The organism is Pseudonocardia sp. ICBG1293 (assembly GCF_020131355.1).
Classification (GTDB): domain Bacteria; phylum Actinomycetota; class Actinomycetes; order Mycobacteriales; family Pseudonocardiaceae; genus Pseudonocardia.
Genome location: NZ_JAHLEL010000057.1, coordinates 99,245 through 115,196 on the forward strand (window position 1 = coordinate 99,245; position 15,952 = coordinate 115,196).

Sequence of the window (15,952 nt, forward strand, 5' to 3'; positions counted from 1 at the left end):
GCCCGCGGGCGCGACGGCTCTTCCGTTTGCCGGAAGTGATGTCGGCGGACATGCGGGTGCGGCGATACGTTCGCCCCATGCCGGAGAAGACAGTGGAGTCGCTCGTCCGTACCGTCCCGCCGTTCCGGGCCGACCACGTCGGCTCGCTGCTGCGCCCGCCGGCCCTGCTGGCGGCCCGGGAGCGGCACGCCGCGGGCGAGCTCGACGACGCCGGCCTGCGCGCCGCCGAGGACGCCGCGATCACCGACGTCGTCGCGCTGCAGGAGTCGGTCGGCCTGCGCTCGGCGACCGACGGCGAGTTCCGCCGCACGTCCTGGCACATGGACTTCATCTACGCCCTCGGAGGCGTCACGAAGACCTCCGGACGGGTCGAGGTCGCTATGCGCAACGCGGGCGGGCAGAACAACTTCACCTCGGCGGGCATGGCCGTCGACGGCCGCGTCCACCTCGCCGAGCCGGTCTTCGCGTCCGCGTTCGAGTACCTGGCCTCGCAGGTCACCACGGCGACGCCGAAGCTCACGATCCCCTCGCCGAGCATGGTCTACGCCCGCGGCGGCCGGGCCGTGATCTCCGACGAGGTGTACCCCGACGTCGAGGAGTTCTGGTCCGACCTGTCCGGCGCCTACGCCGAGCAGCTCCGGGCGATGTACGACCGCGGCTGCCGGTACCTGCAGCTCGACGACACCGCCCTGGCCTACCTGAACGACCCGGCGCACCGCGCGCAGCTGGCCGAGAAGGGCGACGACCCCGAGACCCAGCACCTGCGCTACATCCGCCAGATCAACGCCGCGATCGCCGGCCGGCCGTCGGACATGTACGTCACCACCCACATGTGCCGGGGCAACTACCGGTCCTCGTGGGCGGCCGAGGGCGGCTACGACCACGTCGCCGAGGCCCTGTTCGGCACGCTCGACGTGGACGGCTTCTTCTGCGAGTTCGACGACGAGCGCTCCGGCGGGTTCGCCCCGCTGCGGTTCGTCCCGGAGGGCAAGCAGGTCGTGCTCGGGCTGGTCACGACCAAGTCCGGGGCGCTGGAGGACCCGGACGCGCTCAAGCGCCGGATCGACGAGGCGGCGAAGTACGTCCCGCTGGAGCAGCTGTGCCTGTCGCCGCAGTGCGGGTTCTCCTCCACCGTCGAGGGCAACGAGCTGACCGTCGACGACCAGAAGCGCAAGCTGGCGCTCATCGTCTCGGTGGCCGAGGACGTCTGGGGGCGCTGAGGTCCATACTCCGTCGGGTGGCCTACGACGAGGGTCTCGCCGCCCGCATCCGCGTCCTGCTCGCCGAGGTGTCCGTGGTGACCGAGAAGCGGATGTTCGGCGGTCTGGCGTTCCTGGTCGGCGGGCACATGGCCGTCGCCGCGAGCGGTCGCGGCGGGCTGCTGGTGCGGGTCCCCGTGGACCGCTCCGCCGAGCTGCTGGGGCGCCCGCGCACCGCGCCGATGGTGATGGGCGGGCGCGAGCGCGTCGGCTGGCTGTGGGTCACCGGGGAGCCCGACGTCGACGACCTCGACGGCCCGGAGCTCGCCGGCTGGGTCGCCGAGGCCCTCGCCGTGGTGTGGGCGCTCCCGCCGAAGCGCTGAGCGGGACCGCTCCCACCGGGGCGCCGGCCGGGCTAGCGTCTGCGGGGTGAGCACCGCTGCCGCGTCCCCGCTGTCCGACCGCGTGCTGGCGGGGACCGGGCCGGGCTCCCGGCTGCTCGACGTCGGCTGCGGGGCCGGATGGCTGCTCGCCGAGGCGCTGGCGGCCGGGCTGGCCGCCACCGGCGTCGACACCGAGCGACGCGCGCTCGCCGCGGCCGGGCCGGTCGCGCCCGGCGCGGACCTGCGCGTCGCCGACGCCCACGAGCTGCCGTTCGCCGGGGCCGCGTTCGACCTGGTCGCACTCGTGCAGGTGCTCGAGCACCTCACGAACCCGGTGCTCGCGCTGCGGGAGGCGGGCCGGGTCTGCGCGCCGGGCGGAGCGGTGCGGGCCACGGTCTGGGGCACGCCCGACGAGTGCGACGCCGCCGTCGTCGGAGCGGCGCTCGCCCCGCTGACCGGGGCCGCGCCCGCACCGCCGCAGAACAACCCCGGGCCGGACCGCAGCGGCGTCGGCGCGCCCCCGCTGACCGACCCGCGGCGGCTGGCCCGGCTGGCCGAGCTGGCCGGTCTGACGGTGCGGGAGGTGGCCGTCGTCCGGGTGCCGGTCGTGCACGACGACCCGGACGACCTCGTCGCCGGGGTACTGGCGTCCGGGCCCGGACGGCACGCGGCCCGCCACGCCGGACCCGGCGCCGTCCGCGCGGCCCTGCTCGAGGCACTGGCCCCGTTCGCGCACGGCGACGGCTACCGCCTCACCGACACCGTCCGCGTCCTGGACGCCGCCCCGCCCGCGCGCTGATCCGTCTGCTCCCCGGTCCGGCCGTGCTGGTCCGGCGGCGTGCTGGTCCGGCGGCGTGCTGGTCCGGCGGCGTGCTGGTCCGGCCGCGCGCTGACCCGGCCGCGCGCTGATCCGCAGCTCGCGCGCGGATCGGGCTCCCGCGCGTGTCGTGGCGCGCGCGCACTCCGGCGATGCGCGCGGGGCGCGGTGATGCGCGCGGGAGGCGGCGGAGCGCGGACCCGGTGCGTGCGGGCAGCCGACCACCGTGGACGCGGACGGGCCGCGCCCCCGGTGGAGGGCGCGGCCCGTGTCGTGGTGGTGCGGTGTCAGTGCCCGGCGGCCGCGGCGGGTGCCCGGTCGCCGTAGCGGATCTTCAGCAGGCCCTTGCAGTACTCCCCGTTGGTCTCGATCCCGACCCGCTGCAGCCGTGCGCGGCGCAGGTGCAGCGGCACCTGCTCCACGGTCACCGCGGTGCCGTCGGAGTGCACGAGCAGGGGCGCGTCGTCGCCGGAGGGCAGGCCGATCGCCTCCCGGCGGGACCGCATCCGGGCCAGCTCTTCGGTGTCGGCCTCGGTCCCGGCCAGCTCGCCGAGCGTCAGCCCGGCCAGCTCGTCGGGTCCCCGTCCGGCGTCGACGAGCGGCCGGGCCACCCGGTCCTGGCCTGCCAGGGCGGCCTTGGCCAGGAAGGTGTGCCGCAGCTCGTCCAGCTCGGCCGCGGCCTGCCCGTTGATCGAGCCCTCGAAGGACCGGACGAACCCGGCGTGCGCCGCGACCCCGCCGTTGATCTCGTCGGAGGCGTGGTGGTCGGCCAGCGTCACCTCCGCCCTCGTCACTCCCGGTACCGCGGTCACCGCGTCGTAGGCGTCGGCGACCATCAGGAACGAGAAGTTCGGAGCGCAGAAGAACGTCGGCAGCCGGAGCCCGACGGTGACCTCGCCGTCGGGTGAGACGGTCCACGACTCGACGAAGTCGAGCTCGGTGATCGGCTCGTCCAGCTCCGGGTCGAGCACCGTCCCCAGCGCGGACCACACGGCCTGCCGGAGCGGGCTGTCGGCAGGCCGCGCGGTCACGCCTGCGCCCCGGCCTTGTTGTCGACCAGCTCCTCGCCCGGCGCCATGGGCTCGTCGGCCGTGGTGTCGGGCAGCCGGCACTCGGCCGGGACCTCCAGGTCGTAGAGCTTCGCCGCGTTGAGACCGAGGATCTTCTTCTTCGACGCGGTGGTGAGACGCGGGTAGTCGGCGAACTGGTCGTCGTCGGGCATCTGCCAGTCGACCAGGCCCTCGACCTGCCACTTCGGCGTCCAGATGTTGTAGTCGCTGCCGAAGGTCATCTTGTCCTCGCCGACCCAGAACAGCAGCTCGCCCATCACCTTGGCGAAGAACTTCGGGCGGGCGTGCATCAGGCCGCCGACGACGACGGACAGGCCGGCGTAGACGTTGGGCTCCTGCACCGCCATGAAGCAGAAGTCCTCGATGCGCGGCAGCCCGACGTGCTCGACGATGAAGTTGAGGCCCTGGAAGTCGGTCGCCGCGTGGTCGACGTCGGCGACGTCGAAGGCGTCCTTGTCCAGCGGCCAGATGGTCGGGCCCTTGTGCACGTGGACGTTCTTGATCCCCAGCTCCTCGGCGCGCTTGAGGAAGCGGTAGCACTCGGGGTCGGTGAGCTTGAAGCCGCGGGAGTCGCCGTTCCACTCCGCGGTGTAGAGCTTCACGCCCTTGTGCTTGTACTTCGCGCAGTCGGCCTCGAACTGCTCCATGCCGGCCTCGCCGTCACGCGGGTCGAAGCGCCCGTTGACGATGATCCGGTCGCCCCATTTCTCCAGCAGCGCCGCGTTCTGGTCGGCGGTGTTGAAGCCGTTCTTGTACCACTCCTTGAGGTAGGTCGACTGGAAGATCGAGTGGTCGACGTGGCCCTCGATGAAGACGTCGCGCTCGAAGTCGTCCTGGGAGACCTTGAGGTAGTGCTCCCAGTCCCAGTGGGTCTCGGGCGGGCCGAGCTGGTGGTACCCGTAGAAGCAGTCGATCCAGCCCTTGGCGTACTGCTCGCGACCCTCGACCCAGTTCTCCCGGGAGGCGTCCCAGAAGTGGCTGTGGGAGTCGACGATGAAGTACTTCTCGCCGTCCTTCTCGTACATGTGGTTCCTCCTGCGTCAGCAGCTCTGCTGATCGGTGGTGGGTCAGGGAAAGAACGTTCGTCTCATACGTACGTACGACCGGATCACGGAACGAGGATCGCCCGGCCACGGACCTTGCCCGCGTCCAGGTCGTGCAGGGCGTCGAGCGCCTGGTCGAGCTTGTACTGCACGGTGTGCAGCGTGACCTTGCCCGCCTGGGCCAGGACCATGAGCTCGGCGAGGTCGTTGTAGGTGCCGACGATGTTGCCGATGATGTTCTTCTCGCCGGCGACGAAGTCCAGGGTGGGCGCGGAGAGGTTGCCGCCGTAGCCGAGGACGAAGTTGTAGCCGGCCGGCCCGGTCATCGCCCAGGCGTCGTTCTCCGCGCCCTGCTCGGCCACGAAGTCGAAGACCACGGTCGCGCCGCCGCCGGTGAGCTCCTGGACCGCCTCGACCTGGTTGCCGTCGGCCACCACGGTCTCCTCGGCGCCGATCTGCTTCGCCAGCGCCAGGGCGTCCGGGTTCTTGTCGACGACGATGATCTTGGTGGCGGTCAGCGCGGCGAGGGCCTGGATGCCGATGTGCCCGAGCCCGCCCGCACCCTGCACGACCGCGGTGGTGCCCGGGTAGAGATGGGGCACGGCCTTGCGGACCGCGTGGTAGGCGGTGATGCCCGCGTCGGCCAGTGCGGCGACGTCGGCCGGGTTGGTGTCCGGGTTGAGCTTCACGCAGGACCGGGCGGTGGTGCGCAGGTACTCGGCCATACCGCCGTCGTTGTTCGACAGCCCGGGGAAGAACGCGTCGCCGGTGCACTGCATGTCCCGCCCGTAGCGGCACATGGTGCACAGACCGCAGGACGGCTGCGGGTGCAGGATGACGGTGTCGCCGACCCGCACGTTGGTGACGCCGTCGCCGACCGCGTGCACCCAGCCCGCGTTCTCGTGGCCGATCACGTAGGGCAGGTCGGGGTTCTGGATGTCGGCCCAGTCCCCGTCGATGATGTGGAGGTCGGTGCGGCACACGCCGGCACCGCCGATCTTGACGATGACGTCGAGCGGACCCTGGATCGTGGGTTCTGCGATCTCGTCGATCTGTGGGTCCTGCTTGTACGCGTGCACCCGCACGGCCTTCACTGGCGGTACCTCCGAGCCTCGGACGCGCGACGTTGCGCGTCGTGGTGGTGGGACTTGGTGTGCCTGCTGTCACACCGATCTCATCCCCGTTGTGCACGACGGACAAGGGGGTTCGTTCTCGCACGATGAGAATCGTGAGGAACCGGGCGTCGCTTTCCTCGGAGGTTACCGGCGAGTAGGGTCGGCCCATGGCTGATGACGCGAGCTGGGTGGCCGACGCGATGACGCAGGCGGTGCCGTGGGTGGGCACGGCGGGGATCACCTTCGGGGCGATCACCACGGACCGGGTGGAGGCGTTCCTCCCCGACCGGTCCGACCAGCACAACCACGTCGGCGGGCCGCACGCCGCGGTGATGTTCGGCCTCGGCGAGACGGCCTCCGGTGCGGTGGGTCTGGCCGCGTTCGCCTCCGTGGGCGACCGGGCCGTGCCGCTGGTCGTCCGGTCCGAGATCCGCTACCTCAAGCTCGCGAAGGGCGACCTGCGCGCCGAGGCCGTGCTGACCCGTCCGGCCGGTGAGGTGCTCGCCGAGCTCGACGCCGGGGACCGCCCGGAGTTCTCCGTCGACGTGACCCTCACCGACGCCCAGGGCGTGCAGACCGGAGCGATGACGATCGTCTGGACGCTCAAGCCGAACAGGCGCTGAACCCCCGTCCGGCCTAGCGTGGCCGCATGGACGTGGTGATCGCCGGAGGCCATGGACAGATCGCGCTGCGACTGTCCACCCTGCTCACGGGTCAGGGGCACACGGTGCGCTCGATCGTGCGCAACCCCGACCACACCGACGACGTGGCGGCCACCGGGGCGAGTCCCGTCGTGGCCGACCTGGAGAAGATCTCCGCCGCGGACCTGACGGGGCACCTCACCGGCGCCGACGCCGTCGTCTTCGCGGCGGGCGCCGGCCCGGACAGCGGTGTCGAGCGCAAGGAGACCGTGGACCGCGACGGGGCCACCCTGCTCGCCGACGCGGCCGCCGGGGCGGGCGTCCGCCGCTACCTGCTGGTCTCCTCGCCGGGGGTGGACGCCGAGCCCGACCCGGCGCGTGGCGAGGTGTGGGCCGCCTACATCCGGGCGAAGAAGGCCGCCGAGGACGCGATCCGCGCCGACGGGCGGCTCGACGCGACGATCCTGCGCCCGGGCAAGCTCACGAACGACCCGGGTACCGGACGCGTCACCCTGGCCCCGCCGCCGGTGGAGTACGGCGAGGTGACCCGCGACGACTCCGCCGCGGCCGTCGCCGCGCTGCTGGCCGCACCGCGGTCGGCGGGCCTGACCCTCGAGCTGCGCCACGGTGACACCGAGCTGGGGGACGCGGTCGCCGCCCTGGGGTGACGGACCGGCCCCGGGGTGACATGGGACCGGTCCGGAGCGGGAAGCTCGGTGCCATGAGCGAGCTGAGCTACGACGTCGTCGTGATCGGGGCGGGTCCGGTCGGTGAGAACGCCGCGGGCTACGCGGTGGACGCCGGCCTGTCCGCCGCACTGGTGGAGGCCGAGCTGGTCGGCGGGGAGTGCTCCTACTGGGCGTGCATCCCGTCGAAGGCGCTGCTGCGCACGCCGCAGGCCGTCGCCGACGCGCGGCGGCTGCCGGGGGTGCGCGCCGAGTTCGACCCGGCCGAGGTGCTGGCCAGGCGGACGTCGTTCACCTCCGACTGGGACGACAGCGGCCAGGTCCGGTGGGCCGAGGGTGCCGGTGCTGCGCGGGCGGGGCCGGCTGGCCGGCGAGAAGCGGGTCGTCGTGACGGCGGCGGACGGCAGCGAGACCGTGGTGACGGCGGCCCGGGCGGTCGTGGTCGCGACCGGCAGCGGCCCGGTGGTGCCGCAGGTCGACGGGCTCGACACCGTCGAGTACTGGGGCTCGCGCGACGCGACCTCGGCCAGGGAGGTCCCGGACCGGCTCGGCGTGCTCGGCGGCGGGGTCGTGGGCTGCGAGATGGCGCTGGCCTGGGCCCGGCTGGGCGCGCGGGTCACCCTGTTCAACCACGGCGACCGGGTGCTGCCGGGTGCCGAGCCGCAGGCCTCCGAGCGGGTCGCGGCCGGGCTGCGGGAGGCGGGCGTCGATCTGCGGCTCGGCACCGGCCTGGACGCCGTCCGCCGGTCCGGGGACGCGACCGTGCTGGTCGGTGGCGGCGACGAGGTCGAGGTGGACCGGCTGCTCGTCGCGACCGGGCGTCGTCCGGCCACCGACGGGCTGGACCTGGACTCGGCCGGGGTCGCCCTCGGGCGGCGGGGCGAGATCGTCGTCGACGACTCGGGGCTGGCCGCCGGGGACTGGCTCTACGCCGTCGGCGACGTCAACGGCCGTGCTCCGCTGACCCACCAGGGCAAGTACCAGGCGCGGATCGCCGCGCACGCGATCGCCGCCCGCGCCGCGGGCCGGGCGCTCGCCGACGGCCCCTGGGGCGAGGACGCGGCCACCGCCGACCACCACGCGGTACCGCAGGTCGTGTTCACCGACCCGGAGGTGGCGTGGGTCGGGCGCACCGCCGCGGCCGCCCGCGACGAGGGACTGGACGTGCGGGTGGTGGACATCGACATCGCGGTCGCCGGGTCGTCGCTCACCGCCGACGGCTGGTCGGGCCGGGTGGTCGCGGTGGTCGACCCGGCCCGGGAGGTGCTGCTCGGGGTCACCTTCGTCGGCCCGGGGGTGGCCGAGCTGCTGCACGCGGCGACGGTCGCCGTCGTCGGCGAGGTGCCGCTGGGACGGCTCTGGCACGCGGTGCCGGCGTTCCCCACGATCAGCGAGGTGTGGCTGCGGGTGCTGGAGGACTACCGCGCCTAGCGGTGTCCCCGGTCCTGCTGTGGGCCCGGCCGGGGCCGGGCCCACAGGGGGTCAGGAACGGACGCCCAGGTGGTCGAGCAGCCGGACCTCGATGCGGTCGAGGTCGGCGGACACGGTCCGGTAGGCCGCCTTGCGGCGGGCGGCGGGCATGTTCTCGGCGGCCCGGACGGCGGCGGCCAGGTCGTGCAGCCGCGGCTCGGTCTCGTCGGCGAAGCGCTTGGCGGCCTCGTCGCGGTCGACGGTGCCGTCCTCGCGCAGCTCGGTGATGGTCCGCGCGACCCGCGACAGCCGTGCGTGCAGCCGGCCCCCGGGGCCGGAGTAGCCGCCCAGCTCGTCCGGCGAGACCCCGAGGCGCCGCGAGCGGTGGTCGTCGAGACGGTGGCGCAGCGACCCGGCCGCGGCCATCGCGTACGGCGCCAGCAGCGGCGCGACGATCTTGGCCATGCCCAGGTAGCGCTGGACCTTCTTGGCGTTCCACTCGTGGGCCCGGCGGTCGCGCTCGGCCTGCTTGGCGGCCAGGGTCTCGCTCTTGAGTCTGCCCTTCTCGGTGGCCCGCGAGGCCTTGGCCTCGGCCTTGCGGGCGCTCGCGTCGGCCTTCGCGGCGGCCCTGGCGACCTTCCGGTCGGCCGAGCGGGCCTTGAGGTCGGCCGAGCTCAGCAGGGCGTTCGCGGAGGCGGTGCCCTCCCCGACGGCGCGACGCGTGCTGCACGCGGCCCTGCGGCCCGCCTTCTCCGCCCGTCGCGACGCCGTCTCGGCCTTCTTCCGGGCCTTCACCGCGCGCTGGTGCAGCTTCTCGGCGGCCTTGTCGGCGGTCTCGCGGGTGTACTCGAGGGTCTGGACCGTGGCCGACTGCACCCGTTCCGACGCATCGACCGCCGCCTCCCTGGTCGCCGCCGCGGCGCGCTCGCCCGCGCTCGGCTTCCTGCGCAGCAGTCCCATGTCGTGTCCTCCCGGGTCGGCTCGGCAGATGATCGCCGTGTCGTCGCAGCCTAGGGCCCCGTGCACCGCACGCGCAGGACCGACACCACCCGGGTGGGGGAACGGGGCGTCACGCGGATCCGGTCCTGTCGGGGGTGGTCTCTACCCTCGGGAGCCGTGAGCACCTCGACCGGACCCCGTACCGCGCCCGGCGTCCTGCTGGACGCGGCGGCGCTGAGCGGGTGCCGCCGGCGGGTGCACCTGGACCACGACCCGTCGGCGTCGGAGCTGCCGCGGGCGCTGCCGGACCCGGCGATCGAGCAGCGCCGGGCCGACGCGGCGGCGCACCGGGTGCGGATCGGCGAGCTGCTCGCGCACACCTGGGGCCCGGACTGGGCCGGCACCTGGCCGGACGGCGCGGCCGGGCCCGCCGAGACCGGCGCCGGATCCCGGGCGGCCCGGGCGGAGCGCACGGCCGAGCTCGTCGCCGCCGGTGCGCCGCTGGTCTGGGGCGCGGTCCTGCCGGTCGACGGTGACCGCCGCGGCACCGCGGAGCTGCTCGTGCGCACACCCACCGGCGGCTACGTCCCGCTGCTCGTGGTGCGCCGGCGGATCACCGACCCGGGCGAGGGTGCGCGCACGACCGCGGTCACCGACCCGTGGCCGCAGCGCGCCCGGTACGACCCGGACCGCAAGGTCCGCTCCCAGCCGCGCGACCTGCTGGCCCTGGCCCAGCTGACCCGGCTGCTGGAGGCCGCGGGCTGGGCGCCGCCGGAGTCGGCCCCCCGGCTCGGCGGGGTGATCGGGCTCGACGCCGACGTGGTCGTCTGGCACGACCTGCGGGCCGGGCACTGGCCCGGCGGCCGTTCCACGCTGGAGGAGTACGACGCCCGGTTCACCGACCGGGCCGCCGTCGCCCGGGCGGCCGCGACCGGCGGACCCGCGCTCGCGACCCCCTCGCGGATCACCGAGTGCCGTCGCTGCCCCTGGTGGCCGACGTGCGAGTCCGAGCTGGAGCAGGTCGACGACGTCAGCCTGGTCGCCCACGGCGAGACGGCGCGGCTGCTGCGGGAGTCGGGCGTGGCGACCGTCGCCGGGCTGGCCGCGCTGGATCCGGCGGCCCCGCCCGCCGAGCTGACCGGCCCGCTGCCCGGGCCGCCGTTCACCGACCTGGTCGCGCTGGCGCGTGCGCGTCGCCGGGGTCTCGCCGTCGCCCGTCGGGTGCCGCGGGTGCCGGTCACCCGGGCCGACGTCGAGGTGGACGTCGACATGGAGAGCTTCGGCGAGTCCGGTGCCTACCTGTGGGGTGCGCTGCTGACGCTGCCCGGCGGTGCCCGTGCCGGGGATCCCGAGCCCGGCTACCGGGCGTTCGCGACCTGGGACCCGCTGCCCACCCGCGACGAGGGCCGCTCGTTCGGCGAGTTCTGGACGTGGTTCGCCGGTCTGCGGGCGGCCACCCTCGCGTCCGGGCGCACGTTCGCCGCGTACTGCTACAACGAGCAGGCCGAGAACCGCTGGATGATCGCCTCGGCGCAGCGGTTCGCCGGCATGCCCGGGGTGCCGACCGAGGCGGAGGTCCGCGCGTTCGTCGCGGACCCGTGCTGGGTCGACCTCTACGGCGTGGTCTCCACCTGGTTCCTGTGCGCGCAGGGCAAGGGGCTGAAGAAGATCGCCCCCGCCGCGGGGTTCTCCTGGCGGGACCCGGAGGCGGGCGGGGAGAACTCGATGCGCTGGTACCGCGACGCCGTCGCGCTGGACGGCGGCGACCCGGACCCGGTGCAGCGGGAGCGGCTGCTCGGCTACAACACCGACGACGTGCTGGCCACCCACGCGCTGCGCGAGTGGATGTCCTCGGACCGGGTGCTGGAGGTCCCGTTGGTCAGCGAGCTGCGTGACCGCGCCTGAGGTCCGCGTGGCGGCCCCGACCGTGTGAGGATCCGGGTCGTGGCACCCAGAGGACACGACCGGATCGGGCCGCACGGCGCGGTCAGCAGCACCCACCATCTCGGCACGGCCGCCGCGGCCACGGTGCTGGCGCGGGGCGGGAACGCCTTCGACGCCGCCGTCGCCTGCGGTTTCGTGCTGCAGGTCGTCGAGCCGCACCTGTGCGGGCCGGGCGGTGAGCTGCCCGCCGTGTTCGTCACCGCGACCGACCCGGTCCCGCGGGTGCTGTGCGCCCAGGGCGTGGCCCCGGCCGCCGCGACGGCAGACCGGTTGCGTGACCTGGGCTGCGCGATCGTGCCCGGCACCGGTCTGCTGCCGGCGACGGTCCCCGGGGCCTGGGACGGCTGGCTGACCCTGCTCCGCGACCACGGCACGTGGGAGCTCGAGGACGTCCTCGCACCGGCGCTCGGCTACGCCGCGGGTGGGTTCCCGCTGGTCCCGCGGGTCCCGGCGGCCATCGGCACGGTCGCCGACCACTTCCGCGCGCACTGGCCGTCGTCGGCGGCGACCTGGCTGCCCGACGGCCGGGTCCCCGCCGCGGGCGAGCTGGTGCGGCTGCCGGTGCTGGCCGGGACCTGGCGCCGGCTGCTCGGCGAGGCCGTCGGCCCGAGCCGGGAGGCGCGCATCGACGCCGCCCGGGATGCCTGGTACCGCGGGTTCGTCGCCGAGGAGATCGGCCGGTTCGCCGCCACCCCGGTCCGGGACGAGACCGGTCGCGACCACACCGGCCTGCTCACCGCCGACGACCTGGCCGGCTGGTCGGCGCACTACGAGGACGCACTCGTCGCCGACGCCGGGGCCGGGTGGTCGGTCGCGAAGTGCGGCCCGTGGTCGCAGGGCCCGGTCCTGTTGCAGCAGCTGCGCCTGCTCGCGGGTCTGGACCTGGAGCTGCCCGGGGGTGTCGCCACCCTCGACACGGTGCACGCCGCCGCCGAGGCCGCGAAGCTCGCCTTCGCCGACCGGGAGGCCTGGTACGGCGACGGCGCACCCGCCGCACCCGCCGACCTCGTCGCCGACCTGCTGTCCGAGGACTACACCGCCGCCCGGCGGGGTCTGATCGGCCCGGCCTCGGACGGCGGGTTGCGGCCCGGCTCGCCGGGTGGACGCACTCCCCGGATCGGGGACCACGCGGCGACCCCGGGTGCCGGTCGCGGTTCCGGTACGGAGGGGCCGGGCCCCGGCGAGCCGACAGTGTCGCGGGACGGCGTCGCCCGCGGGGACACGGTGCACGTCGACGTCGTCGACGCGGCCGGGAACATGATCTCGGTGACGCCGTCGGGTGGTTGGCTGCAGTCGTCGCCGACGATCCCGGAGCTCGGCTTCTGCCTGGGCACCCGCGGCCAGATGTTCTGGCTGGAGGACGGCCTGGCGAGCACCCTGGCGCCCGGGCGGATGCCGCGCACCACGCCGTCGCCGTCGCTGGCGCTGCGTGACGGCGAGCCCGCCCTCGCCTTCGGGACGCCCGGCGGGGACCAGCAGGACCAGTGGCAGCTCGCCTTCCTGCTCGCGCTGATGCACGGCGGACTCGACCTGCAGGCCGCGATCGACGCGCCGACCTGGCACTCGACGGCGTTCCCGGCATCGTTCGCGCCGCGCGGCTGGGAGCTGCACGGGCTCGTCGTCGAGTCCCGGCTGGGGCCCGACACCCTCGCCGGGCTGGCCCGTCGGGGGCACGCCGTGGAGGACGCGGGCGCGTGGGCCCTGGGCCGGATGTGCGCGGTCGGGACCGGCGCCGCCGTCCCGGGGGGCGGTGGCCCGGGGACGCTGCACGCCGCGGTCGACCCGCGGTCCGGGGTCGGTGCGGCGATCGCGCTGTAGACGCCGGACGCCCCGGCCCCCCCGTGACGGGGGACCGGGGCGTTCCACGTGGAACACGAACGGGTGGGTCAGCGGTGTGCCTCGTCCCGCAGGCCCTGCTCGCCGTCCCGGACGTGCCGGCCGTTCGGCGACCCGTTGCCGTTGGCCGCCGGGGAACCGCCGCCGTTCGTGGACGCCTGCCCGTCGAGCGGGAGCGGGAACTCCACGTCGGAGTGGGTCACCCGGCCCGGCTCGAGGGAGACCACGTTCGCGACCGGGGCGTAGCCGCTGGTCGCGAGGGTGTAGCTGCCCGCGGGCAGTCCCTCGAAGGCGAAGGTCCCGTCCGGGCCGGACAGCCGCGACCCCACGACCGCGCCCTCGGCGTCGATCAGCGTGGCCAGGGCGTGCGCCACCGGGTGCCCGTCCGGCTCCGCGGTGACCCGGCCGGTGAGCCGGGAACGCTGCGGCAGCCGCAGGTCCTGGACGGCGGTGCCGGACCCCGGCACCTCGACCCCGACCGCCACCGGGTCGACACCCTCGCCGGCCGCGGTGAGGGTGTAGCGGCCGGCCGGGACGCCGTCGAGCACCCAGCGGCCGCCCTCACCGGACCGGCCTGCCGCGGCGACGTCGCCGCCGTGGTCGATCAGCGAGACGGTGACCCCGGGCAGCGGCGCGCCCGCGGCGTCGAGCACGGTGCCGCGGATGCCGCTGCTGACCGACAGCCGCACGTCGTGGCGGACCGGCTCGGTGCCGACCGAGACGGTGGCGGCGTGTGGCGGCAGCGCCGACGAGGCCGCGACGACCAGGAAGCGCCCGGGCTGGTCGACCGCGATGCGGTAGTGGCCGTCGCCGTCGGTGGTGGTGCGCCCGACCTGGTCACCGGACAGTCGGGTGACGGTCACGACCGCACCGGGCACCGGAGCGCCGGTGCCGCCCTGGACCCTGCCGGTGACGGCGGGGCCGTCGCCGCCGGTGGAGTGCAGGTGGTCCAGACCCGCGGCCGCGGCGGCGTCACCGACGGTGCCGTTGCGCGGACGCGGCCGGGGCGGCGCCGGGTGCGACGCCTCCGGCTGTGGATCCTGCCGGGCGCCGACGGGCAGCGGCGTGGTGGCCGGCGCGACGTCGGCCCCGCGTCCGCCGCCGTCGACCCGGGTGGCCGGGGTGGGGGACGGGGCGACCGTGGCCAGCGCCTCGGTCGGGACCGACGCTGCGGCGGCACCCTCCCCCGCGGCCTCGGCCCGGGCGGCCTGCGCACCGGACATGGTGCGCAGCGGCAGCTCCTTGACGAACAGCACCAGGACGAACGCCACCGCGATGACGCAGGCCGCGATGAGGAACGCCAGCGTCATCGCGCTGGTGAAGCCCTCCTGGAACGGCGCCGCGAGCCGCGGGTCGATCCGCTGCAGGAACGAGGAGTCGGCCAGCACCGAGCTGGACAGACCGCCCGCCTGCCCGGACTGCAGGGCGCCGACGACCTGCGAGTTGGCCGGGTCGGCGGCCACGGCCGGGTCGGTCAGCGCGGCCTGGAACGAGCTCGTGCCGAGCGCGGACCGGATGGCGTCGGCGATCTTGTCGCCGGCGGTGGAGAACACCACCGACAGGAAGATCGCGGTGCCCAGCGTGCCGCCCATCTGCCGGAAGAACGTCACCGAGGACGTGGTGACGCCCATGTCGCGGGCGGGCATCGCGTTCTGCACGGCCAGCACCAGGGTCTGCATGCACAGGCCGAGGCCCAGGCCCAGCAGGGCCATCGTCAGGTCGAGCTGCCAGATCGGGATCGACGGGGTGACGGTCTGCCACAGCAGCACCATCGCGATCGTGATGAACGCGGTGCCGATCACCGGGAAGATCTTGTAGCGGCCGGTGCGCGAGGTCAGCTGACCGGAGGCGATCGACGCGACCATGATCCCGCCGACCAGCGGCAGCATCATGAAGCCGGCCTCGATCGGTGTCGCGCCGTGCACGATCTGCAGGAACTGCGGCAGCAGCGCGATGCCCCCGAACATCGCCATACCGATGAGCAGGTTCAGCACCGCCGACAGCGAGAAGATGCCGGTGCGGAACAGCCGGAGCGGGAGCAGCGCGGCGTCGCCGTAGGCGCGCTCGGCCAGCAGGAACAGCAGGAGGCCGACACCGCCGATGACGTAGCAGACGATCGACGAGGTGGAACCCCAGCCCCACTCGCGACCCTGCTCGGCGACGATCAGCAGCGGCACCAGGCACAGCGCCAGCGCCAGCGCGCCGGGCCAGTCGATCCGGGCCGGCCGCGGGACGTGCGGGATGTTCAGCACCCGTTGGACGACCACCAGCGCGACGAGCCCGATCGGCACGTTGACCAGGAAGATCCAGCGCCACCCGTCGATGCCGGCGATGTTGTCCACACCGGACAGCAGGCCGCCGATGACCGGGCCGATCACGCTGGACGTGCCGAACACGGCCAGGAAGAAGCCCTGGTAGCGGGCACGCTCACGCGGCGGCACGATGTCGCCGAGGATGGTCAGCGCCAGCGACATCAGGCCACCGGCACCGAGGCCCTGCAGCGCCCGGAACGCGGCCAGCGAGTACATCGACCAGGCCAGGGTGCAGGCCACCGACCCGATCAGGAAGATCGAGATCGCGGTCATGAACAGCGGCTTGCGGCCGAAGATGTCGGAGAGCTTGCCGTAGAGCGGGGTGGTGATGGTGCTGGTGATGAGGAAGGCCGTCGTCGCCCACGCCTGCAGGTTGAGGCCCGACAGGTCGTCGGCGATGGTGCGGATCGCGGTCGAGACGACCGTCTGGTCCAGGGCGGCCAGGAACATGCCCAGCATCAGTCCACCCAGGACGGTCAGGATCTGCCGGTGCGTCAGTTCGCCGTCGCCGGAGGTGGCGGTGGGGCGCTGCGCACTGGCGGCAGCGGTGGACATTC

At 74.5% G+C, this 15,952-nt stretch carries 12 protein-coding genes and 1 pseudogene; 8 read left to right on the forward strand and 5 right to left on the reverse strand.

The features are described from left to right. The first annotated feature begins 77 nt into the window (after nucleotides 1-77). The 3 genes from KPF47_RS33340 to KPF47_RS33350 are packed head-to-tail and all read left to right on the forward strand — an operon-like array spanning nucleotide 78 to nucleotide 2,381. On the forward strand, nucleotides 78-1,220 hold the full coding sequence (locus KPF47_RS33340; protein WP_224392706.1) for a 5-methyltetrahydropteroyltriglutamate--homocysteine S-methyltransferase: 1,143 nt from the start codon (nucleotides 78-80) through the stop codon (nucleotides 1,218-1,220). Between the two features lie 17 nt (nucleotides 1,221-1,237). Next, entirely contained in the window at nucleotides 1,238-1,582 is a 345-nt protein-coding gene (locus tag KPF47_RS33345; RefSeq protein WP_224392707.1) for a TfoX/Sxy family protein, read from the forward strand. A gap of 46 nt (nucleotides 1,583-1,628) precedes the next feature. Beyond that, the gene (locus KPF47_RS33350) at nucleotides 1,629-2,381 is read left to right on the forward strand and encodes a class I SAM-dependent methyltransferase (protein WP_224392708.1); all 753 of its coding nucleotides are present in this window, start codon (nucleotides 1,629-1,631) and stop codon (nucleotides 2,379-2,381) included. Between the two features lie 305 nt (nucleotides 2,382-2,686). Here the strand turns inward: KPF47_RS33350 and KPF47_RS33355 are convergent, their stop codons facing one another. The 3 genes from KPF47_RS33355 to KPF47_RS33365 form a co-directional block, all read right to left on the reverse strand. Then, nucleotides 2,687-3,430 carry an iron-sulfur cluster assembly protein gene (locus tag KPF47_RS33355; RefSeq protein ID WP_224392709.1) on the reverse strand — a complete coding sequence of 248 codons (744 nt, stop codon included), beginning with the start codon at nucleotides 3,428-3,430 and terminating at the stop codon, nucleotides 2,687-2,689. Next, nucleotides 3,427-4,494, reverse strand: coding sequence for an amidohydrolase family protein (locus tag KPF47_RS33360; protein WP_224392710.1), 1,068 nt, complete (start codon nucleotides 4,492-4,494; stop codon nucleotides 3,427-3,429). Before KPF47_RS33360 ends, KPF47_RS33355 begins: the two co-directional genes overlap by 4 nt. A gap of 83 nt (nucleotides 4,495-4,577) precedes the next feature. Beyond that, complete coding sequence (locus tag KPF47_RS33365) at nucleotides 4,578-5,606, reverse strand: NAD(P)-dependent alcohol dehydrogenase (RefSeq protein WP_224392711.1); 1,029 nt, start codon at nucleotides 5,604-5,606, stop codon at nucleotides 4,578-4,580. A gap of 188 nt (nucleotides 5,607-5,794) precedes the next feature. Here KPF47_RS33365 and KPF47_RS33370 point away from each other — a divergent pair, with 188 nt between their 5' ends. The 3 genes and pseudogenes from KPF47_RS33370 (at nucleotide 5,795) to KPF47_RS33380 (ending at nucleotide 8,385) form a co-directional block, all read left to right on the forward strand. After that, complete coding sequence (locus tag KPF47_RS33370; RefSeq protein WP_224392712.1) at nucleotides 5,795-6,250, forward strand: DUF4442 domain-containing protein; 456 nt, start codon at nucleotides 5,795-5,797, stop codon at nucleotides 6,248-6,250. A 26-nt stretch (nucleotides 6,251-6,276) separates the two neighbouring features. Beyond that, nucleotides 6,277-6,936, forward strand: a complete 660-nt coding sequence (locus KPF47_RS33375) for an NAD(P)H-binding protein (RefSeq protein WP_224392713.1) — start codon at nucleotides 6,277-6,279, stop codon at nucleotides 6,934-6,936. Between the two features lie 53 nt (nucleotides 6,937-6,989). Beyond that, nucleotides 6,990-8,385 (forward strand): annotated as a pseudogene (locus tag KPF47_RS33380) (NAD(P)/FAD-dependent oxidoreductase). Nucleotides 8,386-8,436: 51 nt separating this feature from the next. On the opposite strand, the gene KPF47_RS33385 reads toward KPF47_RS33380, so the two are convergent. Beyond that, complete coding sequence (locus tag KPF47_RS33385) at nucleotides 8,437-9,324, reverse strand: DUF6474 family protein (protein ID WP_224392714.1); 888 nt, start codon at nucleotides 9,322-9,324, stop codon at nucleotides 8,437-8,439. A gap of 156 nt (nucleotides 9,325-9,480) precedes the next feature. Here KPF47_RS33385 and KPF47_RS33390 point away from each other — a divergent pair, with 156 nt between their 5' ends. Together KPF47_RS33390 and KPF47_RS33395 are read left to right on the forward strand one after the other, a co-directional pair. Continuing rightward, nucleotides 9,481-11,208: a TM0106 family RecB-like putative nuclease gene (locus KPF47_RS33390; RefSeq protein WP_224392715.1), complete on the forward strand. Its 1,728-nt coding sequence runs from the start codon at nucleotides 9,481-9,483 to the stop codon at nucleotides 11,206-11,208. A 39-nt stretch (nucleotides 11,209-11,247) separates the two neighbouring features. Beyond that, nucleotides 11,248-13,065, forward strand: a complete 1,818-nt coding sequence (locus tag KPF47_RS33395; protein ID WP_224392716.1) for a gamma-glutamyltransferase family protein — start codon at nucleotides 11,248-11,250, stop codon at nucleotides 13,063-13,065. Nucleotides 13,066-13,133: 68 nt separating this feature from the next. Here KPF47_RS33395 and KPF47_RS33400 read toward each other — a convergent pair whose 3' ends face one another. Then, complete coding sequence (locus KPF47_RS33400; protein WP_224392717.1) at nucleotides 13,134-15,950, reverse strand: MFS transporter; 2,817 nt, start codon at nucleotides 15,948-15,950, stop codon at nucleotides 13,134-13,136. Nucleotides 15,951-15,952 lie beyond the last annotated feature (2 nt).

What these genes read in the sequence shown, in the direction of transcription:
- KPF47_RS33340 (WP_224392706.1), top strand. Translation starts at nt 78, where the DNA reads ATGCCGGAGAAGACAGTGGAGTCGCTCGTCCGTACCGTCCCGCCGTTC.
- KPF47_RS33360 (WP_224392710.1), bottom strand. Translation starts at nt 4,494, where the DNA reads ATGTACGAGAAGGACGGCGAGAAGTACTTCATCGTCGACTCCCACAGC.
- KPF47_RS33370 (WP_224392712.1), top strand. Translation starts at nt 5,795, where the DNA reads ATGGCTGATGACGCGAGCTGGGTGGCCGACGCGATGACGCAGGCGGTG.
- KPF47_RS33375 (WP_224392713.1), top strand. Translation starts at nt 6,277, where the DNA reads ATGGACGTGGTGATCGCCGGAGGCCATGGACAGATCGCGCTGCGACTG.
- KPF47_RS33385 (WP_224392714.1), bottom strand. Translation starts at nt 9,324, where the DNA reads ATGGGACTGCTGCGCAGGAAGCCGAGCGCGGGCGAGCGCGCCGCGGCG.
- KPF47_RS33400 (WP_224392717.1), bottom strand. Translation starts at nt 15,950, where the DNA reads ATGTCCACCGCTGCCGCCAGTGCGCAGCGCCCCACCGCCACCTCCGGC.